Consider the following 24,791-nt stretch of genomic DNA (forward strand, 5'->3'; position numbering starts at 1 on the left):
GAGCCTTGATTTGGCAGAAATGGCTCGCCAATGTCTGCGGATATTCGGTATAGATTTTCACACATGCAAACGAGGGGGCTTGGATGCATCGGTTTTTTTTTGGGGATATTGCTGTCGATCGCCGTCGTGACCCCTGCCAAGGCGGAATATGGCTGGTGCACGATACAGAAGGACGGGTCTTACGACACATATCTTTCAGCGGTCGTCGACATCGGCGAGGGATCGAATGTCCATCAGGAAGTGCTGACGCGCCAGTTTGGCCGCGCGTTCCAGAGCTATGTTGCACAGTTTGAGACAATCGTTCGCGAGCCCGACTGCCATTCCTCCAAACGACTGAGCGATGCCGAAGAAGGCAACAGGCGCTATTCGATGAGCGTCGGAGAAGTCATTCGGACCAACTGGCGGGGAGCATGGCCCGCGCCCGGCGCATCCTCTGGTCCAGTCGCGGCATCGGGTAGCCATCTTACCGTCTCGTCACCGCCAGCCCCCGCGGCTCCGGAGTGGAGCGAGGCGCAGCAGCAACAACAGCGTCAGGCGGCTGCGGAACTCGCCCGCAACATCGCCGCCAGCGCCAAGGCGAGGGCGGAATCGGAGGCGGCGCTCACGGCGTTTCTCGACGCCATGCGCAAGCGGGGGCGCGCGCAATGAAACATCATCTGAAGCTCTTCGTGCTGGCGATCGCGGTCGCGATGATTGGCGGTCCCGCGATGGCGCAGATCGAAAGCGCACAGCCTTTGCCGGTCGGCCAGCCGTTCACGCTTGCGGCTGGTGAGCGCAACGCAGTGCGCTATTTCTATTTTGCCGGCGTGCCCGGGGAAACGCGAAGCATCGACGTCAGTCTCGCCGGGAAAGTCATCATCGAAGTCTATGACGCCGCCGGAACGCTGTTGATGGTGCGGAGTGCGAGCGCTGGGCGGTCATTCGACTTCATACCCTCCTACGCCGAAACCTATGTCATCGCCGTCATCCGACCGGGCGCGCCGATCGAAGCGGTGCTGCGAACCTCCGTCGTGGCTCCAACCCTACAGCAATCGATCATGGCCATAGGCGTGGGCTATGAGTTCGCAACCGAGCATGGTGTCTCCCGATCGTGCTGGAGCGAGCAAGGCGCCGAGGTCACGCACACAGGCACGCTTCGGAAGGGCGACGCCTTCACGATGCGTATCAGGCTCGGCGCGGATCGATTGTCGCAAACCAATGAGACGCTTGTCGGGGCCATCGCTTCGCGCAGCACGGTCCGCAGCTGGCTGGAGGGTGCCAACAGGGTCAGCGAAGTCGACACGAACGGCACGGTCAGCGTTTCCAAACAGGTAAACGATCCGGCCAGCTTCCGCTGGCTGCCCGGCGTCGCGCGCAAGTGGTATCGCTACACCTGTCCAAGCTAGAGGGAGGCGGATACTCGCGACGCTGCAGGCGGCATTTGGACGATCCACTTCGTCACCGAGAACCCCTTCGATAATTTCCGCTATCTTAAATCCACGGCTAGAAGCCGCCAATCCCTGGTCGACCAATCTTACTCAGCAAGATGACCGGTGATCCTGTGGCGGCCGGACTCTGCGGCAGGTGTGAAATCGACGTGACAGCAATTGCTCGGCGCGGCAAAGTGCAAGCCTGATTTCCCCCCGCTCGGAGGCTCAATTGGCGACCGTTGCACATCCGCGGCCCGGCTACGGCCGAGACGACCGGTTCTTCCTCTCCATGGCGCTCGTCATGGCAGCCATCATAGTCGCGGGATTTTCCATGCAACTGGCGATGGGGCGCTCAAGCTTCTCGGCTCCGCCGCTCGTTCATTTTCATGCCGTCATATTCTTCGGCTGGGTCGTGATTTATGTAACGCAAAGCGCCCTTGTGACGCGCGGATCGATGCCGCTTCACCGTCGGTTAGGCTGGCTCGCCGCAGCCTGGGCCACGACGATGGTCGGCGTCGGTATCTTCACGACCATGACCATGGCGCGTCAGGGGACCGTCCCCTTCTTTTTTCAGCCTGCCTATTTTCTCGTCATGAACTCGATGACGATGCTCTGCTTCGGCGGGCTTGTCGCGGCCGCCATCACACTGCGCATGCGGACCGAATGGCACAGGCGCCTCCTCTTTTGCGCGATGGCCTTTCTCACCGGGCCCGCGTTTGGCCGCCTGCTGCCCATGCCGCTCCTCATCCCGTTTGCCGAATGGGCCGTGTTTGCGGCCGTGATGGTCCTGCCACTCGTCGGCATCGTTTCGGACATGCGGCGTCGCGGATCGGTGCACGCCGCCTGGTGGTGGGGTATGGCTGCGATGGTCACATCGCAGCTCGCAATGACGTTGATCGCGCACAGTCCACTTGGCCTCGCCATCTACGGGCAAGTAACGCGCGGGTCGCCGGGCGCGGCTGCGCTGCCGTATGAATTCGCGCCTCCGCCCGAAAGCCATTTAATTACGGGCCGCGGTTAGCCGTTTAAGCCTGCCAAGCGTCGCGCGGTTTCTTATTTGTCTGGCGGTGCGCGAGCATAAGGACCCGGCGCAAGTCTGGAAGCTGGACGGCGGCCGGGACCAGCGACCGCCGCCCTACTTGATGCCGCATGTGTGTGGGGCACATGGGGGTGCGGCACGGGGAGATCGTGGCGCCAGATGGTTAAACAAACCTTAATTTTCAGGCAAATTGAGATGAGGTGAATGCTGTGGGGAGTCTCACCGCGACAGTTCCCGTCGAGCCAAGCTATCAGCCGAAATGGTCGCGTGCCCGGGATCGGTCGATTGACGTGATCGCGGAAAGGCGATCGCCGATGTCCGCTTCTCGATTTTCGGCCCCGAAAGCCGCCGGTCGGCTGGCGGCCAACTCCTACGGCAAACTGTCTGTCGCGATTTTAACTACTCAAGATGTTGCGGACGCAGCTAGCACCTAGATTGCACCGATCTGCTTAGCCAGTATGACGGCCTCTGTACGGTTTGCGGCACCCAAAACGGCCATAGCTGCCGCAATATGTGCCTTTACGGTTGATGGTGAAAGCGCCAGCGACCGGGCAACTTCCTTGTTGGACTGTCCCTCCGCGATGAACTTCAGCACCGCAATCTGACGCATCGAGAGAGTCGCGGCAGCGGGGCCGGCTATTGGCGTTCTTGACACGTCCGAACCGCCGACCAGATCGAGAACGCGCGGCGGGATATAGCGCTCGCCCGCCAACACCAGGGTGATCGCCGCCTCGATCACCGCGCTGCGCGCAGTTTTCGGCACGAAACCCGCAATCCCCATTTCAAATAGCGCCAGGAGGAGTTCATCCTCCTCGCTCCCCGTCACGACCAGAATTGGCGTGAGCGGCGCGCGTTCGCGCAGCTCGCCGATACCCTCCAGAGCCGATGCGCCGGGCATCACCAGATCGCATATGCAAATGTCGGGAGCGGCGCTAATAGCATCCCAAGCCGATGGAAAATCGGTTGCGCGTGTAATCACTGCTTCGGGCCAGGCAACGCCGACCAATCCGGCCATGGCTTCGCGCATCATGGCATGGTCGTCGCAGATCAAACTCGATTTCATCGGTCGCGCTGTGCCCCGGCGCCAGGATATGCGCTGATTCAGCGCTAATCTGTTCCCGCAGGCAGTTCAAGCCAGAATGCGCTGCCATTTTTCCACCGTTTATCAAGCCCTGCGGTGCCATTCATCAGCTTGGCGAGATGTACGACGGTTGCCAAACCCAGCCCAAATCCACCCCGTATTTCGTCGCCATGATTGGACCCTTGGACATAATGATCGAAAATAATATCCCGATCGCGCCCCGGGATGCCGACGCCGTCATCGATAACCCATATCCGCACCCGGGCTTCATGGTGCCTCGCGCCAATCAGGATCCGGCTGGCATTAGCATGGCGAATGGCGTTGCCGATAAAATTGCCGATCGCTCGCTCGACCAAGGCGGGGTCGGCCAACACTCGCAAGCCGGATGGCACGGCGATTATATCGCTATTCGACAAGCGGGAATGCGGCTCATTATATTCGGCCATATGGGCAATCAGCGGGCCAATGGCGAAAACGCGTGAATTGGGCTTCACCTCTCCTGCATCCAGTCGAAGATGCTCCAGGATTTGGGTGAGCGACTGATCGGCGGCGTCGAGTGCCCAATGCAAGCTTTCTACCGCCTTGTCATGTTGGGGGCCGGGCAGGCGGCGTTGGGTTTGGTCGGCGAACATTCGCGCTGCTTGCAACGGTTGCCGCAAATCATGCGACGCAGACTCTAAAAAGCGGGTCTTGGTGTCGCGCTCGGCAATCACATCGGCAAGCGCAGTGTCGAGTTGAACCCGCGTGCGTTCGCTCACCACACGCGCCGCAATGGCATCGCGCGTGGAAATCCTGAAAATCTGCTGAAGCTTCATCATCGTCACCGCCATTAGCACCAGAAAGCCGATGAGCGCGTAATCATAACGCATCGGGTGGAGCAGCAAGAACACCGCGAGCGAGCCGAACACGCCAAATATCGTCACGGTGGATAGCGCCCTCGCGCCTTCAGCATGGATCATCAGATTGGTGATCACAAAACCCATGTAAACCGTGATCAGCACATGGCGGAGAGCGATATCGGCGGCAGGCATCAAAATCCAGATGCTGGCTATGGCGCCCAGCACCATCGCAAAATTGAGCGCCTTTCCTACCGGCCCCCAAAAACCGACATAGTCTTCAATCGGCGGTTTGCGATAAGTCACGAACAGATTGGCAGTCACCAAAATCAAGATCGTCGCGGCCATGTAAATCAGCCAGCCGTACAGATATGGCGCAGGGACTTTGCCGGCAAAATGCCACCACACGCCGGTGACCACACTGGTCATGGCAAACATGCCAATGGGCATTGCCAATCCTTCGATCCGCAAAATGTTCGCCGCATGATCGCTTGCGTCGATTTTGGTGCCGAGTGTGCTCACTCTTTGTCCTGCTCCCCGTGCGACACATCCCACAGCATCAACAGACGATAACATCGGTCAACACAAGTCCCCTGGCCATCTGGCCGGGCGCGCGGAGGTTGCACTAGGCCATTTGGCCCGCCCACCTGGCCAAGTGATTTGGCCCCCCGATGTCCCGTAAGTCTCCGCGCAGCCAGCCTCAGGCCGCTCGTCCGAGACTTCGATGCAATCAGGGACCTTATGATGATCGTCACCAACCCGACCAAATTCCGCCGGAAAACTGCTATGGCTGGCGGGCCAAGCCTAGCCGACCTGTCGTCGCCCGCGATCGCCAATCTCAAAGTGGGTGAGCTGGTGCCTATTCTGGCGCTGGTCGGGGCATCGCTGCTGGCGCTCATGTCGGCTCCGGCCGAAGCTCGCAAGCGCGAGGCGACGCCGATCGACTTGGCGCTGGAAAACACCGACGCGCTGACGTCGCAGGCCAGCGCCGCGTTGCAAGGCGGCGACGGCCCGCGCGCCATTGCCCTGCTGTCCGAGCTCGTGTCGCGCCAGCCGCGCAACGGCTCCAATCAGGCCTTGCTGGCGCTGGCATGGCAGATGCGCGGCGAAAAAGATGCGCAGGCGATGGATATGGCGCAGGCGGGCTACGACCTCGCCGCGCGTGCCGAGCCGGGCCAATATTGGCCGGCGGCGATGGCCGGCCGCGTCGCCTTTGATCAGGGGAAATACGACCAGGCGACCGACCATTTCGCCCGGGCAACGCTGCTGCGTCCAAGCGACGGCCGCGCCGTCGCTTCTCTGGCTGCTGCGGCCTATATGAACGGCGATGCTGGGCTGGCGGCGCTTGCCGCGGACCGCGCGGTGGCGCTGGACCCTCGCAACGCGTCGGCGCTGCGGCTGGCAACTTTCACCGCTGCCGCAGTCGGCGATCATGCCAAGACGCTGGCGCAGTTGGACGCCTTGGCTCAAGTCGCGCCGGACGATGCCGAACGCGACCGGGCGCGCGCCATGCAATTGCTCGAAACGCGCGCGATCGATACAGCGGTGCTCGAAGGCGAAGGCGGCGGCGATGTCGGTGTGGCCGCGTCGCCCGACCAGATATCGGTCGATGTCGCGATCATATTGGCGCAGAATACGCATCGCGAGCGTACCGGGCTGAACCTGTTCGACGGGCTTGGCCTGCAATATGGGTTCAACCGACAGGCTACGCGCACGATCACGCGCGACAATGCCGGCACCAACGGCAACAGCTACCAGCGCGTGCTCACCGCATCGATCTCCGTGCCGCAGCTCAATTATAACCTGAACCTGTTCAACCGCGGCGGGCAATTTTACTCGGTCGTCGCGCGTCCGCAGCTGACGGCCTATCGCGGCGAAGAGAGCGAATTTTTCGTCGGCCGATCGATCCGCGTCGCGGTTGGCGGGGTCAATCTCGGTTCGCTCGAAACGATCGACATCGGCATCGAGATGAAGGTCACGCCGGTCGAAATCACCGCCGATGGCGCGCGCATCCGGATCGAGACCGGACGCAGTTTCGTGACCTCCGATCCCGCGGGCAGTTTCAGCGAGGCGCTGACGCTGTTCCGCCAAAAAGTCGTCGCTACCGCCGAAATCCGCTTTGGCGAAACGCTGCTGCTGTCGGGTCTCACCGAAACGGTCGACGACAAGACATTTTCAAAGACGCCGGTACTCGGCGACGTGCCGCTTGTCGGCAATTTGTTCAACGAGCGCAATTTGACGCAGCGGCGCGACTCCGTCCTTGTCCTGGTCACGCCGCAACGTCCGATGGCCCTGCCGGGGCGGCCCTGGGCGCGATCCGATCAGGTCGAAAAGCTGGCGACGCTGTGGACCGATGTCATCGACCCAATGAGCAACGCCGACGTCGCGCGCAAACGGCTCGCGCAAATCGCATTCTTCACCCGCATGACACGCGCCGACGTCGCGATGCCGATGCCCGATGCCCGTACCGCCGCGCCCGAAATGCTGGCGGAACTAACAATCCGGTCGCCCAACCCCTGACCCGAAAAGAGGATATGACGATGACCACAACCGTTACTAACCCCGATCGCCGTGCTTTGCTGTGGGCTGGCACCTCGCTCGGCTTGTGCAGCCTCGCTCTGCCCGGCCCGCTGCACGCCGTGATGCAGGACAAATCGAAATATACCGGAAAACCGTTCGGCCAGTTGTTCAAGCCGACCGCCGGCGGGTTCGGCATGATCGGCCCGTGGGGCGAAGTGCGTGCCGCCCGGCTCGACGAAGGGCTCACCCCCTATCTGATCCAGACCGCCAACAAGGCGGGCCTGTTCGACTACACCGGGCGGATGCCGTTCGTCTCGTTGCAGGGATCGACCGGCGAAATCCGGCTGACGCCCGAAGGCATCGTGTTCGGCAAGGCCAAGCCGGCACCATGGGACAAGGCTGGCGTGACCGCGCTCAAAAACGCGTTGAAAAGGGATCGCAAGGCGATGCAGTCGGCCATGCAGATGCGATCGGCGATGGCGACGTCCTTTGCCGCGATCGCCGTGGCGACAAAGACCCCGCCCGCGAAACAGGTCGCCTCTGGCTTTTTCTCGGTCGTCGAGGATCTGGGCCGCGCCGCGACCTGCACCACGACTACCGTGACCGAATCGGTGACAACGCTCGTCGAACGCACGGTCGACAAAATTCAGACCGCCGCCCAGCGCTATGCCGAATGTTATGACGAGGCGCTGACCTCGGGAGCCTGCGGCTTTACCGCGTCTTTCAACCTCGACGCGGGCAAACTTTGCGCGGCGGGATATTGCCTTGGCAAAGGCTTCATCGATGTCGTGGTCGGCGTGCTCACCATCGTTACCGAAGTCGTCGAGGAGGTGATCCGCGAGGTGACCACCTGCACCAAGCCGCTGGCCTATCTGCTCCCCAGCAACTGGGATCTGCCCGACGTCAGGCTGCCCGACCTACCGATCAAGGAGCTGAAGCTGCTGGCGAAAGACGTCACCAAGGCGCTCGAGTTCATCAGGGAATTCAGCGACGACCTGTTTGCCTTTCTGGGACCGTTCGGAAAATGCCTGGTCGAGGGCAAATGGACGATCAACAGCGCCCCCATCCCCTTCATTCAGGGCATCGGCATCCCGTTCGGCGCGACGGTGTGCATCACTGCGGCTTGCGCGCGCGATCTGGCGGCGCAAAATCTGGTCGGCGAAGCCTCGGCCGCCTGGGGCGGTGCGCTGGCGGCGCTGGCGGCGCTCAGTCCAGAATTCGCGGCGGCGGCGGGGCCGCTGGGCGTCGTCGCGGCGCCCGCGCTCGCCGCGGCGACGGCCGCCCTGTCGCCCGGCGTGATCGCCGCGCTGCTGGCGATCCTCTGCTTCATCATCATGGCGCTGCTCTATGCCAGTGCGATCGCCGCGCAGCTCGGCACATTCTTGCTGACGTCGCAGATTCCGGGGCTTCCGAACGTCTTTGCCGATGGCGAAGTGTGCATCACCCACCCCACGCTCGCGCTCGCCGCGATCATGTACGCCACCGCTGGAGGTGTTCCCGCCCAACTGGTCCCGCCGATCGTCCTGGGTTGATCGCCACATCGCTGATTTTGAACAATTTTACAAGGAGTCCAGATATGAACCGTCGAATGACTTTCGCCCTGCTGTGTTGCACGGCGCCCCTTTTTACGCTCGCTCCCATCCCCGCCATCGCTCAGGCGCCGGCGACCGAATTTGTCTCGTACGACAACACGCCGTTCGGACCCGGCGACCGCAGCATGAAGCTGTCGATCCAGCTGACCGGCGGCGAAACCAACGCCAACACCGAACTGTGGGTCATCTATGGCGAGAATGGCGCCGCGATCACGTCGGCGACCGTCGGCGGGTCGGCGGCGCAGGCGCGCGTCCGGCTCGATACGGTGAACGGCGAGGGCGTCGCGAGCGGCAATTTCATTTTTCCGCATAGCGATAACCGACGGCCGAACATGACCGACACCAATGCCGCCCTCATCAGTTCGGGGCGGACGGTCTATTACAAGTTAGTCAAGAAACGCGGCGCCAATGTCTCAACATCGCCGCTGGTCAGCTTTGCGATGCCCGACAAGCTGACCATCGCCAACTTCGGCGACAGCTATTCCAGCGGCGAAGGATCGCCTTATGCGAGCGGCGACCGATGGGACAACGAGATTTGTCACCGCAGCGGCAATTCGGGACAGGCGCGGGCCGTCCGCACTATCAAGAGCGAATTTCCCGGCATGGCGATCGCTTTCAAGAATGTCGCCTGCTCGGGCGCACAAGTGGCCGAAGGCATCATGCTGTCGCAAAAGAAGCAGACCTGGTTCGGCGAAGGCGAGGAATTGCAGCGCGTCGTCCCGCCACAGATGACTGCGGTGCGCGACTGGATGGGCGACAATGGCTATGCCGAACTCAATATCGCGATGGTGTCGGGCGGCGGCAACGACGTGAATTTCGGCCTCTTTGTCGAAAAATTCTTCGTTCTGCCTTTCGAGTTCAAGGCTGACAGCACCGAATATAACAATCTGCGCACGACGATCGCGAACGACGTGCCGCAGTTGTATCGCAGCCTGGAACAGGCGTTCGAACAGAATTTCACCTATGACCGGGTGCTGGTGTCCGAATATCCCGACCCGATGCGCGGCGCCGATGGCCAGTTCTGCGATGCCGAACATAGTGCAATGAATTCCGCGTTCCTGGTTCCGCTCAACAATGCGGTTCGGACCACGGTCTCCGATTTTCCCAAGTTTCGTTATGTCGGCGGCACGATGGCCGAATCACGGCGGAACGGGCTGTGCAACAATGAAACGCCCTATTTCAACAATGGGCTGTTCGATACATTTTGGGTACAGGGCGACGTGTTCGGGATCGTCCATCCCAACCGGCGCGGCCACCGCGAAATCTATCAGCCCGTCTACGAAGCGCAGCTGCGCGGCGCGGTGCGCGACATCGCGATCAAATGGGCGAAGATCAAGGCAAAGGAGGCGGCCCGCGCCGCCGCCGCCGCCGAACAGCTGAGCGCCCGCACCCAGATCGTTCAGGCGCGGCGCGGCGCGCAGCCGTTGAGGGCGATCCGGGCCATAAAGGTCAGTCCCGCCTTCACGCTCAGCGCCGCCGACAAAATGGCCACCAGCAAGGCCATCACGGCCGCTGCGGCCAGTGCAAAGGGCAAGCCAGTGCAGACGTTCGGCATTCCCGACAACCGACTGCCCGACGACGGTGAATAGCATGGGGTATCGGCAGCTAAGATCAGTTCTGATCGAGTAACTTCGAGCCGCTTGCGGAGAGGCTGCGATGGCCAGTAGTCGTCCGCGAGCGGTCAAGGGCCGTTGAAACACGCGACCAAGGGAGCAATGACCGCTTACCCATATAAGCAGCCAGAAGCCGACAGACTGCTATCGGCCAAGTTACGCCTATCTTCTACCGGGAAACCTCGGGATGTCGATCTGATCAAACATTCCGCCATAGCCAAGGGCCATTGGCATGTCCCATTCCAGCATGGAATAAGGATGTCCGGCATCAAAGGCGCTCGCATCGTCGAGCCGCTTGAGCGTCGTTTCGTCGAGCGTGATTGCGGCGGCAGCCAGATTTTCGTTAAGCTGCTCGGCCTGCGTGGCGCCGACGATCGGAATTACACCGCGCGACATCATCCATGCGAGCGCAAGCTGGCCCGACGTCACCCCGAGCTCGTCTGCGATGCCGTCGAGCGCCACCGCAATCTCGCGGTTGCGTGCATCGAGCGGCTGGAGTTGCATGCTGTCCATGCGCTTACTTCCAGCATTGGCGGAATTGCGCGTATACTTGCCCGTTAGGATGCCGCCCGCGAGCGGCGACCATGCGGTGACGCCGATGTCGTGCGCCTTGGCGAGCGGAAGATGCTCGCGTTCGATCGAGCGCTGGACGAGGCTGTATTCGAGCTGCATCGCGGTGACGGGCACCATCCCGCGCAGTTCGTGGAACGTCTGCGCCCGCGAGACGACCCATGCGGGGACGTCGGACAGGCCGACGTGGAGTATCTTGCCCGCGCTGACCGCATCGCCGAGCGCGCGCTGGACTTCCTCGACCGGCGTCGTGAAATCCCACCAATGCACAAAATAGAGGTCGATATAATCGACCCCTAGGCGCTTGAGGCTTGCGTCGAGCGAACGCGTCAAGCTCTTGCGATGCATGCCGGCGGCATTGGGGTCGCCGCTGCCAGGAACCGCATTGGCATATTTGCTCGCGATTACGAAGCGGTCGCGATCGGCCTTGACCAGCCGCCCGACGATGCACTCGCTCTCGCCGCCGGTATACATGTTCGCGGTGTCGATGAAATTACCGCCGGCCTCGGCAAAGGCGTCGAACACCGGCCGGCATTCTGCCTCGGGCCGTGACCAGTCGGCCGCGGTCCCGAACGTCATTGTGCCGAGCGCGACCTGCGATACGCGCAGGCCGCTTTTCCCGAGCAGGCGGTAGCGCATCAGCTCTGCTCTCCGAGGCCGGGATTGTTGCGCCAGGCGTCGTCGGGGAAGGGGATCACGCCGAGCTGCATTGCAAACTCGCGGAAGTTCCAGTGCGTGCGGCAGCGCACGATCTTGCCGTCGCGATAAAATTGGGTAGTGGTGCCGCGCGTGTAGGTCGTCTTGCCCGCGGCGGGAATGCCGAAGAAATCCTCGTTATGCGTGGCCTTCCAGATCCACTGCATATAGCCCCACTCGTCATATTCGAAGTCGGCGCCGAGGAAGATATTGTCGGCGTAGCGGCGATAGATCTCGTCTGGGAATTCGCCGGGCGTCGGGCCCTGCCGCGTCTGGGCATGCTGGCGCGGGCAGCGATCACCGTCATAGCTCAGCACTTCGAACTTGTGGACACCGAACGGCGATTCCGGGCCTGAATTGTTGAAGACGACGAACGCTTTGTAGAGATCCTCCTTGGTGGTGATCGTCTGCATGAACTCGATGTCTTCCCAGACGAAGTCGTCCGCATAATAGCCGAGCACTTCTTCCGCGCCCTTGTCGAAGAAAGCGGTGACCCAATCTTGCGCGCTATTAAAATCCTTGGGCCGCGCATTGTGCGAGGGCGTGTCGACGCCGGTCGACATGGTTGGCGCACGAAGGCCGCGCAGCACGCGCTGCTGGTCGGGCGTCAAATGCTCGTCGGTGACATGGGCCGCGTATAGAAAATGCATGTTTCTTCCTCTCTCGTCCGGCAATGCGCGGGCTGAACCCGTTCTGCGTCGCGGCAAACTATCCTTCTACAAGGGCTTTGCCACGGCAGAAGGGGTCACGGCGAGGCCGAACGTGCCAGCGGGTCCAATTCTTTGGCACCCTCTGCTTTTTCTTGGCACGGCTGGCCCTTCGGGGCAGGCGTTGCTGCCCATAGGCTTAGCGCCAACAAGAAAGAGGATGGCGCCCGGTGCCGTCCCGCATGCGGAGAGATTTATGAGCGAGACCCTCCTCAACCGGAGCGACGATTCGGGAAGCGAAGAACGGGTCTATGATCCTCTTGATCCGGTCGTGAAGCAGGAACCTTATCCATTTTACGCCAAGCTTCGCCGGGACGATCCGGTGACATGGCTGCCTTCGCTCCAGGCATTCGGCGTCGCCCGCTACGAGGACGTCGATGCGCTGCTGAAGAACGGCAAGCTCTACAGCAGCTCGATGTTCTGGCCGGCGCTGCTCGGCGAATATGACCCGGTACCCGAAGTGCCGCCAATGATCTCGATGGACCCGCCGGGCCATGTCCATCTCCGCAAGCTCGCGAACAAGGCATTTGTGCCCTCGAAGATCAAGATCCTCGTCGACCGGACCTATGAGGTTGCAAACGAGCTGATCGACGACATCATCGCGAAGCACGGCCAAGAGGGCGAATTTGATTTCGCGACCGATTTCTGCGCGCTCTATCCCGTCACGGTTATCGCACAGGTGCTCGGCGTGCCGACCGCACGCCGCGCCGAATTCAAGATCTGGGTCGACAATATCCTCGCGGCGGCGAACCGCGCCGCCTACGGCCCCGAGCGGCTCGCCGAAATCCAGGACAGCTCGGACAAGGTCCGCGCCTTCTTCGAGGATCTCTACGACGAGCGCGCGGCCGATCCGCAGGATGATCTCATCTCGCAGTTCATCGTGGCCGAGATCGACGGCGAGAAAATGTCGCGGATCGAAGTCATTCAGATGTCGATCCTGCTCCTGATCGGCGGCGTCGAGACGACGACCAACCTTCTCGGCACGACCTTGGTCGAATTGAAGCGGCACCCCGAAGTCTATGCCCGGGTTCGCGCCAATCCCGAGCTCATTCCCGCGCTGATCGAGGAAGTGCTGCGCTACAATCCGCCGGTCCAGATCCTTTTCCGCCACACAATGGAAGACACAGAGCTTGGCGGGGTGAAAATCCCGAAGGGCTCGACGGTGATGCCGCTGCTCGCTTCGGCGAACCGCGACGAAAGCAAATTCGCCGATCCCGAGGTCTTCGATATCGACCGGAAGATCGCATTCCCGCTGATGTCCTTCGGGCAGGGGCCGCATTTCTGTCTCGGCAACTACCTCTCGCGGATGGAAGCGCGCTCGGCCCTCGAAACCGTATTCGAGCGTTTCGAACTACTTGAGCCGCTCTCGGACGAGGTCGACTGGCTCGATTCCTATTTTGCCCGGGGGCCGCATCATCTCAAGGTTCGTTTCCGCGCGCGCAGTTGAGCCGTTTTTCGAGGGCTGCAGCAGGGGAGAGGCGAAATGCCAAGGCTGGCGCAGTGCTTCGGCACCGCTGATTATGAGGAGGCGGCACGGCGGCGCCTGCCGCGGCCGCTGTTCGACTATATCAGCGGCGCAGCGGACGACGAGAAGACCGCGGCTGCGAATGTCGCGTCGTTCGACCGCTATGATCTCGTTCCCCGTTATCTGACCGACGTCACGCAGGTGAGCGCCGCAACGCGCGTTCTGGGCTGCGACCTTGTGTGGCCGCTGATCCTTGCGCCGACGGGCATGAGCCGCATGTTCCATCCCGATGGCGAGCAGGGCGTGGCGGTTGCTGCGGCGGGTGCCGGATGCGGCTATGCGCTGTCGACGATGGCGACCGCCTCGATCGAGGATATCGGGGCGATCAGCACGGGCCCGAAGATCTATCAGCTCTATTTGCTTGCCGACGATGCGCTGAACTTTGCCAGCATCGACCGTTGCAAAGCCGCTGGCTTCGATGCGCTCTGTCTGACCGTCGATACGATCGTTGCGGGCAACCGCGAGCGCGACTTGCGCTCCGGCCTCACGGTTCCGCCGCGCCTCACACCGGCATCGCTCGCGTCCTTTGTAAGCCGCCCGGGCTGGTGTCTCGGATATCTGGGCGGCGGGAAATTCTCGCTGCCGAACGTCACCGCGGGCGGCGAAGGCGATCTCTCCACGCTCGCCGCCTTCTTTGCGTCAAAGATGGAGGCGAACATCAGCTGGGAACGCATTGCGAAGATCGCTGCTTATTGGGGCGGTCCGTTTGCGATCAAGGGTCTGCAATGCGCAGATGATGCGCTTCGCGCCGCCGATGCGGGGGCGACGGCGGTGATCCTGTCGAACCATGGGGGCCGCCAGCTCGACGGTGGCGCCGCTACTATCGATCTCGTCGCCAATATTGTCGATGCGGTGGGCGACCGGGTCGAGGTCATCCTCGACGGTGGTGTTCGCCGCGGCAGCCATATCGTAAAAGCGCTGGCCATGGGCGCGCGCGCTTGCATGACCGGGCGTCCCTATCTCTACGCGCTGTCCGCCTTCGGGGCGCAGGGTGTCGAGCGCTGGCTTTCGGCGATGCACCAGGAAACATTGCGCACGATGGCGCTCATCGGCTGTGCGTCGATCGATGACATCGGGCGCGAGCATCTTCGCCTCGCGGGAACCGCGCCGGCATTCCTGGCTGCGGAAGCGGCGGCGGGCGACGCCGAGCGCGTGAGCGCGGTGCTGCGGCAGGCCTAGAGGTCTAGCTTGCGCGCGACCTCGACGATTTCGTCGGCTTTCATCTGGGCAACGACGCTCGGCCGGCGGCCCGTCCAGCGCTTGAACGCGCGCGAAAACGTCCCCTCGTCGGAAAAGCCGAGCATATAGGCGATATCGCGAATGACTAGGTCGCTGCGCTTCAGATATTGAAAGGCGAGTTGCAGCCTGACCCGGTCGAGAACATCGGAAAAGGTCGTTCCTTCTTCCTTGAGCCGACGCAGCAAAGTGCGCTCGGTCATGTGCAGGCTCTTGGCGATATCGCTCTTGCGCACCATCCCGTCGGGCATTCGCGCGACCAGCGCGTCGCGCACCCGGACAGCAAAGCGTCCAGCCATGCGCGTTTCGAGATAGCGGTTCGCGACGCCATCGAGCAGCGAAGCGAGTTCCTCGTCGGCAACCAGGATCGGACGGTCGAGATCGGCGCGCGCGAAGATGATCATATCCTCGGGCTGTCCATAAGTGACCGGGCAACCGAAAAAGGCTTCGAGCCCGTCGCTCTGGCGGGGCTTCGGATGCGCGAGGCTGACCGCGATCGGCGTGATCTCGATCCCCGCGATCCAGCGCAGATAGCCGAGCACCGAGGCGAGGACCGTGTCCACCGTCTGATAGATCGGCGGCGCGCCGCCGGTATCGAAGAAGATCGAGAGCGTGACCTGTTCGCCCGACTCGGTGAGCGTCGCGGTCGCGGAGTCCGAGATGAGGCGGCAGTAGAAAGCGAAACGGTGTAGCGCCCGCGACAGCGTGGCTGAGCAGCTCATCGCATAGCCGACGACATGGAACGTCGACGGCCGGACTTCGGCGGCGACCCGAAGTGCGAAATCATTGCCGCACAGCGAAACGGCTTCGCGCCATAAAAGGCTGATCTGTTCCTGTGAATAGCGACCGTAGCCGCCTTCGAGACGGGACGGGTCCATGCCGATGTCGTTCAACACCTTGTCGGGATCGATGCCGCTCGCCTGCATCGCTCGCACGATTGCCAAGACCCACCCGGTCAGTCCGGATTTCGATTCCGTTTCAGCCACCCGACCCTCATCATTTTATCGTTGTGCGACGAATAGGCCAATCGAGTACCGATGTCACGTTCGGCCTGATGGGCGTTCCGGAAATGTCGCGTTCCTGCCGAACCTGTCGCTTTGTCCCGAACGGCTTTCCCGTGGCACGTCGCGCCCTGTCGTTTGCCCCGAGGATGGTCGATGCACGCTGCGACGAAGGCAGATAGCGCCGCAAAGGCCGACGATGCCATAATGAGGAGGAGAGGGTTTATGCGCATCAGGGGATATCTTTATCGTGCGTCGGCGGCATGGGTCGTCGGCATGGCACTGACCGCCACGCCAGCGATGGCGCAGACCGAACCGGCGCCCGTCGCCGAGACCAGCGATCCCACCGACATCATCGTGACGGCCACCAAGCGAAACGAGAACCTGAGCCAGGTGCCGATCGCCGTGTCGGTGACCACCGACGCCGACATTGCCGCCAAGGGTATTGTGCGGCCGCAGGACTATTTGATCTCGACGCCGAACGTCACTTTCATCGACGAGGCGACCGGCGACAGCTTTACCAATATTCGCGGCCAGACCTCGGTCCGCAACTCCGATCCGAACGTTGCGGTGGTAATCGACGGCGTGCAGCTCTCGAGCCTCAAGCAGTTCAACCAGGATCTGTTCAACATCCAGCAGATCGAAGTGCTGAAGGGTCCGCAAAGCGCGATTTACGGCCGCAACGCTGCCGCCGGCGCGATTGTCGTGACCACTAAATTGCCGCGCGAAGAACTCGGCGGTTCGGTGCTCGCCAGCTATGGCAGCTGGAATACGGCGCGCGCGCAGGCTGAAGTCAGCGGTCCGCTGACCGATACGCTCGGCTTCGGGCTCGCCGCATCCTTCCGCGACACCGACGGGCCGTTCACCAATATCACGACGGGTGAAAAGCCGTACCGGCTGCGCACCGTGCTCGGTCAGGCGCGGCTCTATTGGGAGCCCGCAGACGGCCTCACCGTCGACTTCAAACTTAGCGGCCATGACACGAAGGGGGGATCGACCGCGTTGCAGTCGCAGTTCGTCGGCCTGCCGATCGGTGGCATCCCGGTGAACGAGCTCGATGCCGACCGGACCGACCTTCCGTTTGTGACCAATGTCATCGGGCAGCTCGACGAATGGCTCGTCGCCGGCTCGCTTAAAGTCGATTATGACATGGGCTGGGCGACGATCACCTCGGTGACTGCGGCGGACAAGCTCTACCAGTTCTTCGGCGGGGACTCGCCGCCGTATCTGGCGGACTCGGGCACACCCGGCTCGACGGTGCAGGGCTATAAATATCGCGACAAGAATTTCTCGCAGGAGCTGCGCCTGACATCGGCCAGCGGTCAGCGTTTCCGCTGGCAGGTCGGCCTCTATTATCTCAATTTCAGGCGCGGCCAGATCAGCGAACTCAATCAGGATCTCGTTGGTGTGGTCCCGCCGTCTGACGGCATCGATCCGCCGGGCGATGCGATCATCGGCGCGACCGTTTCCTATGCGCGGCAGGCCTACAAGACGGAGAGCTTTGCGCCTTTCGCCAGCGTCCAGTTCGACATAACCGACGCGCTGCACCTTAATCTGGCGGGCCGCTACGATATCGAGAAGCGCAGCGTCGTCGAGCTTGCGCCTGACGCGATCAACCCGGTCACCGGGGCCAATTATAATCTCTGCATTCAGGCGCGGGGTCCCGGGACGACGCTCGCCGATTGCCAAGCCTCGGAGACTTTCAAGGAATTCGAACCGAAAGCCAGCATCTCCTATGATCTCGGTCGCACGGGCAGTGTCTATGCCAGCTATGGCAAGGGCTTCAAGAGCGGCGGCTTCAACCCACTCGGCAGCCGCGCGGCGTTGCTAGCGGTCGCACCGCCGGGCGCGCAGGTTTTCGTGCAGGACCAGTTCGAGCCCGAGAAATCGACCTCGTGGGAAGTCGGCACGAAGCTGCGTCTCTTCGATCGCTCGCTCAGCCTCAACCTCGCTGCCTTCACAACCAATGTGTCGGGCGCGCAGCAGTTTGAATTCTTCCCGTCGGCGGGTCTCCAGACGACGACGTCGATCGACAAGGTCCGCCTTCGCGGCTTCGAGGTCGATTTCAACTGGCGCATTCCGGGCGGGCCGCAGATCTTCGGCGCCTATGGCTACACCGACGGCAAGGTCCGCGCATTCGCCGCGAACCCCGCCTATGTCGGCAACCGCGCGCCCAACGCAGCCAAATATAATCTGAATGCGGGCATCACGCATGATTTCGATTTCGGCAACGACCTGACTCTGACTCCGCGCGTCGAATATACGCGGATCGGGTCGATCTGGTGGGACGTCATCAATACGCCGGGATCGCGTCGCAGCCCGGTCGAACTTGTCGATGCCCGCCTCACGCTTGCAAAAGCTGACAGCTGGAGCCTTTCGATCTTTGGCAAGAATATCTTCAACGAGAAATATAACCGCTCCGTCCTGCCGCTGCTCGGCGTGTTCCAGCTCACGTCGCGCGCCGAAACCCGCCACCTTGGCGTGGAAGGACGGTTCAGCTTCTAACCTCTCCCGTCCTGCCGTCCCCGACAGGCTTTGCCGGGGACGGACATTTTTGAGATGGTCGGACAGCGCGGCGCCATCGGGGCGCTGCGGGACAAGAACGAGCCACGGAGAGACGTAATGAACAAGCAATGGGCGCAATATTGGATCGGGCTTTTTGCCGATGGGACCGACGAGCTGATGACGCTTTACGCTCCCGAATTCCAGTTCGAGGACGTCAATTTCGACCTCCGGATCAACAGCGACCTGCCTGCGCTGCGCTCCTTCTTCGAGGGGTTCATCATCGAGGACCCGACGGCGAGCTATAACAGGTTCGACGTCTTCGACTATGTCGGCCACGACCGCCTTGGCTCCTTTCAATGGACCTGGGAAACCAAGCATGCTGGCGATTTTCTGGGCGTCGATGCCAAGGGCAAGGTGACCAAGACGCGCGGCGTTACCGTCATGGGATGGAATGAGGACGGCAAGATCACCCTCGAGCGGAGCATCTGGGACGCCATCCCCGTGCTCCAGCAGCTCGAAGCCATCCCCCGGTGACGGCGGTCATGACCAACAATAGGGAATATCGCATCGGGTCGCTCGCCGCCGTTGAGGCGGGCGAGCCGATTCTGACCGAAGCGGCCGGGCAGGATGTCGCGCTGTTTCTCTGCCGCGGCAAGGTGATCGCGACCAACGGCCAGTGCCCGCACGCCGAAGGTCCTTTGCACGAGGGCGACGTCGACGGCACGATCCTGACCTGCCCCTGGCACGGCTGGACCTTCGACCTCGAATCAGGCGCCTGTCAGGAGGATGATTCGATCATCCTCGAACGCTATCCCGTCCGCATCGACGGCGACGATGTGTTCGTGACTCTATGAGCGAAGCCGCCGCCCTTCCTGTTGTTTCTGCAGCGCTGATCGACCAGTTGCTCGCCATCGTCGGCGACGCGGGGCTCGTGACGGGCGCGGATGTCGCGGCGCGCTATCCGGGCTATTTCATGGACCGGATCGGTGCCGACGCGATCGTGCGTCCGCGCACGACCGAAGAAGTCGCGGCGATCCTGCGCCTATGCAACGAGGCGGGCCAGCCGATCGTCGTCCAGGGCGGCATGTCGGGCTGGGTGCGCGCGACCGAAACGCGTGGGGGCGAAATCGCGCTGTCGCTCGAGCGCATGTCGGTGATCGAGGCGATAGATCCGGTCAATCGCACCGCGACCGTGCAGGCGGGTGTCGTCCTCGAAACGCTCGAAACCGAGCTGGCGCAGCATGGGCTGACCTTTCCCCTCGACCTTGGGGGACGCGGATCGTGTCAGCTCGGCGGCAATGCCTCGACCAACGCCGGCGGCATGCGTGTTATCCGCTATGGGATGATGCGGGAACAGGTGCTCGGCGTCGAAGCCGTGCTCGCCGATGGCCGGGTCATTTCGTCGCTGAACCAGATGATCAAGAATAACACCGGCTATGATCTCAAGCAGCTGTTCATCGGTTCCGAAGGAACGCTCGGCGTCATCACGCGGCTGGTTCTGCGCCTTCGCGAGCGTCCGACGAGTTCCAACACCGCGATCGTCTGCGCAGCGACGTTCGACCAGATGGTCAAGTTGCTGCGGTTCGTCGACCAGGGGTTCGGCGGGTTGCTGAGCGCGTTCGAGTTGATCGACAACAGTTTTTACAAGGTCAACACCGGGGCGGGAAAACATGCACCGCCGCTGGCCGACGACCAACCCTATTATGCGATCATCGAGATGCTCGGATCGCAACAGGAGCGCGACACCGAGCTGTTTGAGACGATACTCGGCGAAGCCGGCGAGCGCGGCTATTTTGACGAAGCCGTCCTCGCCAGTTCCGAAGCGCAGCGCCAGCAGATATGGGAAATCCGCGAGGATCTCGAGCATGTGGTGCGCGAGTTTCAGCCTTTCTATGCGTTCGATGTGTCGCTCCCCGTCGGCGATATGCAGGACTATATCGCGGCGGTCACGTCGCGGCTCAAGGGTCGGTGGCCCGAGGGCAAGATCGCTTTCCTCGGGCACATGGGCGACGGCAATCTTCATGTTGCGATCGGCGCGGGCGGCGCGGGCGATCGGCACGGCGTCGAGGCGTGCGTTTACGAACCGCTGCGCCCGATCGGCGGATCGATCTCGGCCGAACATGGCATCGGCCTGGAGAAGAAACCGTGGCTCGACGTATCGCGCTCGGCGGCCGAGCGCGGGCTCATGGCCGAACTCAAGCAGCTTCTCGACCCGGGGAATATCCTGAACCCGGGCAAGGTTCTGGATGTGCATCCATGACCAAGCTGCGCCTCCTCGGCTATCCGGTTAGCAATTATGTGAACATCGTACGCGCCGCTCTTCTCGAAAAGGAGCTGCCGTTCGAATTTGTTGCGACGCGCTCGTCACAGGACGCCGCGTTTCGCGAGCTAAGCCCGCTCGGGAAGATACCGGTCCTCGACACCGGCGAGGGCAGTCTTACCGAGACGGTCGCCATCCTCGATTATCTCGACGATGTCTTTCCGGAAATGCCGCTTCGTCCCGAGGCCGCCTTTGCCCGCGCGCGCGCGCGGCAGACGATCAACATCATCCAGCTCTATGTCGAAGCTCAGGCGCGCCAGCTCTTCGCGGGCGTCTTCATGGGCGGCACGAACCTGCCGACAACCGAGGCGTCGGTTCGCGTAATGCTCGACCGTGCCACCGCCGCGCTGTCGCAATTGCTGTCGCCCGCGCCCTTTTTCTTCGGGGACCGACCGGGGCATGTGGATATCTTCGCTTTCTATAATCTCGACATCGCCGACCGGGTCACGCGCTTTGTTTATGATCGCTCGATCATCGACGAGATTGGCGGTCTCGACGATTGGCTGGCGGCGATGCGTGCACGGCCGAGCACCCGGCTCGTGACGACCGAATTTCAATCCAGTTTCGTGACCTATCTGGCGGACCATGGTGCCGCCTATCGCCCGGACGAATCCCGAAGGCCCCCATCTTATGCGTGACGTCAAGCTGACCGACAAATATACGATCGACGAAGGCACTGTGCTGATGACAGGCACGCATGCGCTCGTGCGCCTGCCGATGCTGCAAAAGGAACGCGACACGCGCGCCGGGCTCGACACCGGCGGGTTTATTTCGGGCTATCGCGGATCGCCGCTCGGTAGCTACGACCAGGAATTGTGGCGTGCGAAGGATTTGCTCGAGAGCATGGACGTGATGTTCCAGCCGGGCGTGAACGAGGATCTCGCGGCGACCGCGGTCTGGGGAACCCAGATGCTGGCGGGCATCCCCGATGCGACCAAGGATGGCGTCTTCGCGCTCTGGTACGGCAAAGGCCCGGGCGTCGACCGGTCGGGCGATCCGTTCAAGCATGGCAATATGGCAGGCTCGCACCCGAACGGCGGCGTGCTGATCGTCGCGGGCGACGACCATAGCGGAAAATCCTCGACCGTCGCGCACCAGAGCGAAGTCGCGCTGATGCACGCCGGCATGCCGATCCTCGCACCGTCGAACGTTCAGGACGTGCTCGAATTCGGCCTGCTGGGCTGGGCGATGTCGCGCTACACCGGGCTCTTCACCGGCTTCAAAATGTGCAACGAAGTGCTTGAGCAGACGATGACGGTCGAGCTGCCACGGCCAGACAATGGACCCGTGCTGCCCGAACGCGGTGTCGCACCGGCCAACGGCTTTAACAATTTCCCGACCCATCTCGACCGCGTCCAGTCGGAGATCGTCGCCAAGCGCTACCGCTGGCCGCTGGTTGAGAAATTCGTGCGCGCAAACGGCATCGACCGGGTGCTCATCGACAATGGCGCCCGAAAACTCGGTATCGTCGCGACCGGCAAGGCCGTGCAGGACGCGCGCCAGGCGCTCAAGCTGCTTGGCCTCGACGATGCCGAAGCGGCGGCGCTCGGCATTTCGCTGTATCAGCTCGGCTGCATGTATCCCGTCGAGCGCGAAGGCCTCGCCGAATTCGCCGCCGGTCAGGCCGAACTCCTGTTCATCGAGGAAAAGGACGGACTGACCGAGGCGCAGGCGAAGGCGATCCTCTACGGCCGGCCCGGGGCGCCGCCGATTGTCGGCAAGACCGACGAGACGGGCGCCTTCATGATCCCGAGCGACGAGCAACTCGATCCGCTCCAGCTGGCACTCGTGATCGCCGAGCGGCTGCGGCGACTTGGAAGCGAGCCGCCTGCGATCGTGGACTGCGTTTCTGCGCTTCGGACGGCGATGACCAAGGTCGCGAACCAGAAGCCTGGCGACGCTGTGCGGGCACCCTATTTTTGTTCGGGCTGCCCCCACAATACGAGCACCCGCTTTCCCGACGGCAGCCTCGCGGGCGGTGGGATCGGATGCCACGCGATGGCGATGTATTCAGGCCCTGAAATGTTGCCCAACACCCAGATGGGCGGCGAGGGGGCGCATTGGTACAGCCTCGCCTATTTCACCAAGACGAAGCACATCTTTCAGAATATCGGCGACGGCACCTATTATCACTCGGGTCTGCTGGCGATCCGCGGCGCAGTCGCGGCGAAGGTCAACATGACCTACAAGATCCTCTTCAATGATGCTGTCGCAATGACCGGCGGGCAGCCTGTCGACGGGCCGCTGACACCCGGCGACGTCACGCGCCAGGTGCTCGCCGAAGGCGTCGAGCGCTGCATCGTCGTCACCGACCGCCCCGACCTCTACGACGCGAACAGCGGCCTCGGCGAGGGCGTGACCGTCCACCACCGCGATGAACTCGATGCGTTGCAGCGCGAGCTTCGCGAGGTGAAGGGCGTCACCGTTATCGTCTATGAGCAGACATGTGCCGCCGAAAAGCGCCGCCGCCGTAAGCGCGGGAAATTCCCCGATCCGGCGAAGCGCATGTTCATCAACAGCGCGGTCTGCGAGGGATGCGGTGACTGTTCGGTCCAGTCGAATTGCGTGAGCGTCTGGCCCAAGGAGAGCGAGCTTGGTCGCAAGCGCCAGATCGACCAGTCGAACTGCAACAAGGACTATAGCTGCGTCAAAGGCTTCTGCCCCAGCTTCATCACCGTGCTCGACGCCGAGCCGCGCAAGCCCAAGGTTTCAGCGCTTGCGGGCGAGGCGCAGACCGATCTTCCCGAACCCGTACTCGCGGCGCTTTCGAACGGCGCGTTCAACATCATGGTCTCCGGCATCGGCGGCACCGGTGTCGTGACCGTCGGCGCGTTGCTCGGCATGGCGGCGCATCTCGAGGGGCTCGCCTGCTCGGTCTTCGACATGACGGGGCTCAGCCAGAAAAATGGGGCGGTCTACAGCCACGTCCGCATTGCGGCGGTGGCAAGCGATCTTGCAGCGCAAAAGCTCGGCACCGGCGAAGCCGATCTCGCGCTCGCTTTCGATGCCGTAGCGGCGCTGGCCAAAGAGCCTGTCGTCACCCTGTCGAGCGCGCGAACGACGACCGTCGTCAATGCGCGTATCACCCCGACGCCGGCGTTTCAGCGCAATCCCGACCTCATCCTCGACCAGAGCCTGATTGTCGGACGACTCCAGAAGCTGTCGGCCGAGCTGCACGGCGTCGATGCGACCGGTCTCGGGCTCGCGCTGTTCGGCGATACGATCGCTGCCAATCTCTTCATGCTGGGCTATGCGTCGCAGCTCGGATTGCTTCCAGTCTCGCCGGCGTCGATCTTGCGCGCGGTCGAGATCAACGGCGTCGCAATCACGTTTAACCAGTCGGCCTTTGCGCTCGGTCGCCTGCTCGTGGTCGATCCCGATACGGTCAATTCGGCCGTCGCTGCGACCAAGACCGAGCCGGATTTTCAGCCGCTCACCGAACTCGCCGACATCGTCGCGCACCGCACGGCCTTGCTCACCGCCTATCAGGACGCCGCCTATGCGGCGCGCTATCGCTCGCTCGTCGATGCGGTCGCTACCGCCGAGGAACTGGTGCTTCCCGGCAGCACGGCGCTCGCCGTCATGGTGGCACGCAACTTCGCCAAGCTCATGGCCTATAAGGATGAGTATGAGGTCGCGCGCCTGCATGCCGATCCCGCCTTCCGGCGCGAGCTTGCGGCTGCGTTCGAGGATGGCGCGAAGCTGCGCTATAATCTCGCCCCGCCGCTCTTTTCGAAGCGCGATCCCGAGACCGGCCATCTGCTGAAGCGCGAGTTCGGACCTTGGGTCGGCAAGATGTTTCCGTGGCTTGCCAAGGGCAAGAGACTGCGCGGCACGGCGCTCGATCCTTTCGGCTACACGGCCGAGCGGAAGATGGAGCGCGCGCTGATCGACGAATATGAAGCCAGGCTGCGCGGCATGATTGCGGTGCTCAACGCGTCCAACCACAAGTTCGCGGTCGAAGCGGCAAGCCTGCCGGCGCAGATCCGTGGCTATGGCCATGTCAAGGAAGCCGCGGTCGACCGCGTGCGCGCACTCGAGGCGAGCGTGGCCGAGCGGTTCCGCAATGCCGCGGCGGCGCCCGAAACGAACAATGACGATAATCGGGTGGCTCTGACCGCCTGAGAATGAGGAGAGTGAC

At 62.4% G+C, this 24,791-nt stretch carries 19 protein-coding genes; 14 read left to right on the top strand and 5 right to left on the bottom strand.

What is annotated here, in order from left to right; genetic code table 11:
- The first annotated feature begins 99 nt into the window (after positions 1 to 99).
- The 3 genes from HEQ22_RS02040 (at position 100) to HEQ22_RS02050 (ending at position 2,430) form a co-directional block, all read left to right on the top strand.
- Complete coding sequence (locus tag HEQ22_RS02040) at positions 100 to 648, top strand: hypothetical protein (RefSeq protein WP_432769539.1); 549 nt, start codon at positions 100 to 102, stop codon at positions 646 to 648.
- Positions 645 to 1,385 carry a hypothetical protein gene (locus HEQ22_RS02045; protein WP_432769540.1) on the top strand — a complete coding sequence of 247 codons (741 nt, stop codon included), beginning with the start codon at positions 645 to 647 and terminating at the stop codon, positions 1,383 to 1,385. The genes HEQ22_RS02040 and HEQ22_RS02045 overlap by 4 nt, the downstream gene beginning before the upstream one ends.
- A gap of 253 nt (positions 1,386 to 1,638) precedes the next feature.
- A complete protein-coding gene (locus HEQ22_RS02050; RefSeq protein ID WP_432769541.1) occupies positions 1,639 to 2,430 on the top strand; it encodes a hypothetical protein in 792 nt (263 codons plus the stop codon).
- A 448-nt stretch (positions 2,431 to 2,878) separates the two neighbouring features.
- Here the strand turns inward: HEQ22_RS02050 and HEQ22_RS02055 are convergent, their stop codons facing one another.
- Both HEQ22_RS02055 and HEQ22_RS02060 read right to left on the bottom strand, forming a co-directional pair.
- Positions 2,879 to 3,511 carry a LuxR C-terminal-related transcriptional regulator gene (locus tag HEQ22_RS02055; RefSeq protein WP_432769542.1) on the bottom strand — a complete coding sequence of 211 codons (633 nt, stop codon included), beginning with the start codon at positions 3,509 to 3,511 and terminating at the stop codon, positions 2,879 to 2,881.
- Between the two features lie 44 nt (positions 3,512 to 3,555).
- On the bottom strand, positions 3,556 to 4,887 hold the full coding sequence (locus HEQ22_RS02060) for a sensor histidine kinase (RefSeq protein ID WP_432769543.1): 1,332 nt from the start codon (positions 4,885 to 4,887) through the stop codon (positions 3,556 to 3,558).
- Between the two features lie 219 nt (positions 4,888 to 5,106).
- Between HEQ22_RS02060 and HEQ22_RS02065 the strand changes: the two genes are divergently transcribed.
- From HEQ22_RS02065 to HEQ22_RS02075, 3 genes are read left to right on the top strand one after another with little or no spacing between them, the layout of a single operon-like run.
- Positions 5,107 to 6,885 carry a hypothetical protein gene (locus HEQ22_RS02065; RefSeq protein WP_432769544.1) on the top strand — a complete coding sequence of 593 codons (1,779 nt, stop codon included), beginning with the start codon at positions 5,107 to 5,109 and terminating at the stop codon, positions 6,883 to 6,885.
- 14 nt (positions 6,886 to 6,899) lie between these two features.
- Positions 6,900 to 8,417: a hypothetical protein gene (locus HEQ22_RS02070; RefSeq protein WP_432769545.1), complete on the top strand. Its 1,518-nt coding sequence runs from the start codon at positions 6,900 to 6,902 to the stop codon at positions 8,415 to 8,417.
- Between the two features lie 56 nt (positions 8,418 to 8,473).
- Positions 8,474 to 10,066: an SGNH/GDSL hydrolase family protein gene (locus tag HEQ22_RS02075; RefSeq protein ID WP_432769546.1), complete on the top strand. Its 1,593-nt coding sequence runs from the start codon at positions 8,474 to 8,476 to the stop codon at positions 10,064 to 10,066.
- A 186-nt stretch (positions 10,067 to 10,252) separates the two neighbouring features.
- Here the strand turns inward: HEQ22_RS02075 and HEQ22_RS02080 are convergent, their stop codons facing one another.
- A complete protein-coding gene (locus HEQ22_RS02080; protein ID WP_432769547.1) occupies positions 10,253 to 11,299 on the bottom strand; it encodes an aldo/keto reductase in 1,047 nt (348 codons plus the stop codon).
- A complete protein-coding gene (locus HEQ22_RS02085; RefSeq protein ID WP_432769548.1) occupies positions 11,299 to 12,006 on the bottom strand; it encodes an ester cyclase in 708 nt (235 codons plus the stop codon). Before HEQ22_RS02085 ends, HEQ22_RS02080 begins: the two co-directional genes overlap by 1 nt.
- Here HEQ22_RS02085 and HEQ22_RS02090 point away from each other — a divergent pair.
- On the top strand, positions 12,005 to 13,510 hold the full coding sequence (locus HEQ22_RS02090) for a cytochrome P450 (protein WP_432769549.1): 1,506 nt from the start codon (positions 12,005 to 12,007) through the stop codon (positions 13,508 to 13,510). The genes HEQ22_RS02085 and HEQ22_RS02090 overlap by 2 nt on opposite strands.
- A gap of 36 nt (positions 13,511 to 13,546) precedes the next feature.
- Complete coding sequence (locus HEQ22_RS02095; protein ID WP_432769550.1) at positions 13,547 to 14,767, top strand: alpha-hydroxy acid oxidase; 1,221 nt, start codon at positions 13,547 to 13,549, stop codon at positions 14,765 to 14,767.
- On the opposite strand, the gene HEQ22_RS02100 is transcribed toward HEQ22_RS02095, so the two are convergent.
- Complete coding sequence (locus tag HEQ22_RS02100) at positions 14,764 to 15,810, bottom strand: AraC family transcriptional regulator (RefSeq protein ID WP_432769551.1); 1,047 nt, start codon at positions 15,808 to 15,810, stop codon at positions 14,764 to 14,766. The two genes, HEQ22_RS02095 and HEQ22_RS02100, sit on opposite strands and share 4 nt — an antisense overlap.
- A gap of 240 nt (positions 15,811 to 16,050) precedes the next feature.
- Between HEQ22_RS02100 and HEQ22_RS02105 the strand changes: the two genes are divergently transcribed.
- The 6 genes from HEQ22_RS02105 (at position 16,051) to HEQ22_RS02130 (ending at position 24,775) form a co-directional block, all read left to right on the top strand.
- A complete protein-coding gene (locus tag HEQ22_RS02105) occupies positions 16,051 to 18,330 on the top strand; it encodes a TonB-dependent receptor (RefSeq protein ID WP_432769552.1) in 2,280 nt (759 codons plus the stop codon).
- 117 nt (positions 18,331 to 18,447) lie between these two features.
- Positions 18,448 to 18,864, top strand: coding sequence for an ester cyclase (locus HEQ22_RS02110; RefSeq protein ID WP_432769553.1), 417 nt, complete (start codon positions 18,448 to 18,450; stop codon positions 18,862 to 18,864).
- Positions 18,865 to 18,872: 8 nt separating this feature from the next.
- On the top strand, positions 18,873 to 19,184 hold the full coding sequence (locus HEQ22_RS02115; RefSeq protein WP_432769554.1) for a Rieske (2Fe-2S) protein: 312 nt from the start codon (positions 18,873 to 18,875) through the stop codon (positions 19,182 to 19,184).
- Entirely contained in the window at positions 19,181 to 20,590 is a 1,410-nt protein-coding gene (locus HEQ22_RS02120) for an FAD-binding oxidoreductase (RefSeq protein WP_432769555.1), read from the top strand. The genes HEQ22_RS02115 and HEQ22_RS02120 overlap by 4 nt, the downstream gene beginning before the upstream one ends.
- Positions 20,587 to 21,288 (top strand): glutathione S-transferase family protein, encoded by a 702-nt coding sequence (locus HEQ22_RS02125; protein WP_432769556.1) that lies wholly within the window; start codon positions 20,587 to 20,589, stop codon positions 21,286 to 21,288. The genes HEQ22_RS02120 and HEQ22_RS02125 overlap by 4 nt, the downstream gene beginning before the upstream one ends.
- A complete protein-coding gene (locus HEQ22_RS02130; RefSeq protein ID WP_432769557.1) occupies positions 21,281 to 24,775 on the top strand; it encodes an indolepyruvate ferredoxin oxidoreductase family protein in 3,495 nt (1,164 codons plus the stop codon). The genes HEQ22_RS02125 and HEQ22_RS02130 overlap by 8 nt, the downstream gene beginning before the upstream one ends.
- The last annotated feature ends 16 nt before the right edge of the window (positions 24,776 to 24,791 follow it).

Origin of the sequence: Sphingopyxis sp. (assembly GCF_050916055.1) — a bacterium.
GTDB lineage: Bacteria > Pseudomonadota > Alphaproteobacteria > Sphingomonadales > Sphingomonadaceae > Sphingopyxis.

Excerpts from the sequence above, each read along its gene's own strand:
- HEQ22_RS02045 (WP_432769540.1), top strand. The coding sequence starts at position 645 with ATGAAACATCATCTGAAGCTCTTCGTGCTGGCGATCGCGGTCGCGATG.
- HEQ22_RS02055 (WP_432769542.1), bottom strand. The coding sequence starts at position 3,511 with ATGAAATCGAGTTTGATCTGCGACGACCATGCCATGATGCGCGAAGCC.
- HEQ22_RS02065 (WP_432769544.1), top strand. The coding sequence starts at position 5,107 with ATGATGATCGTCACCAACCCGACCAAATTCCGCCGGAAAACTGCTATG.
- HEQ22_RS02070 (WP_432769545.1), top strand. The coding sequence starts at position 6,900 with ATGACGATGACCACAACCGTTACTAACCCCGATCGCCGTGCTTTGCTG.
- HEQ22_RS02075 (WP_432769546.1), top strand. The coding sequence starts at position 8,474 with ATGACTTTCGCCCTGCTGTGTTGCACGGCGCCCCTTTTTACGCTCGCT.
- HEQ22_RS02080 (WP_432769547.1), bottom strand. The coding sequence starts at position 11,299 with ATGCGCTACCGCCTGCTCGGGAAAAGCGGCCTGCGCGTATCGCAGGTC.
- HEQ22_RS02090 (WP_432769549.1), top strand. The coding sequence starts at position 12,005 with ATGTTTCTTCCTCTCTCGTCCGGCAATGCGCGGGCTGAACCCGTTCTG.
- HEQ22_RS02085 (WP_432769548.1), bottom strand. The coding sequence starts at position 12,006 with ATGCATTTTCTATACGCGGCCCATGTCACCGACGAGCATTTGACGCCC.
- HEQ22_RS02095 (WP_432769550.1), top strand. The coding sequence starts at position 13,547 with ATGCCAAGGCTGGCGCAGTGCTTCGGCACCGCTGATTATGAGGAGGCG.
- HEQ22_RS02105 (WP_432769552.1), top strand. The coding sequence starts at position 16,051 with ATGCGCATCAGGGGATATCTTTATCGTGCGTCGGCGGCATGGGTCGTC.
- HEQ22_RS02110 (WP_432769553.1), top strand. The coding sequence starts at position 18,448 with ATGAACAAGCAATGGGCGCAATATTGGATCGGGCTTTTTGCCGATGGG.
- HEQ22_RS02115 (WP_432769554.1), top strand. The coding sequence starts at position 18,873 with ATGACCAACAATAGGGAATATCGCATCGGGTCGCTCGCCGCCGTTGAG.
- HEQ22_RS02120 (WP_432769555.1), top strand. The coding sequence starts at position 19,181 with ATGAGCGAAGCCGCCGCCCTTCCTGTTGTTTCTGCAGCGCTGATCGAC.
- HEQ22_RS02125 (WP_432769556.1), top strand. The coding sequence starts at position 20,587 with ATGACCAAGCTGCGCCTCCTCGGCTATCCGGTTAGCAATTATGTGAAC.
- HEQ22_RS02130 (WP_432769557.1), top strand. The coding sequence starts at position 21,281 with ATGCGTGACGTCAAGCTGACCGACAAATATACGATCGACGAAGGCACT.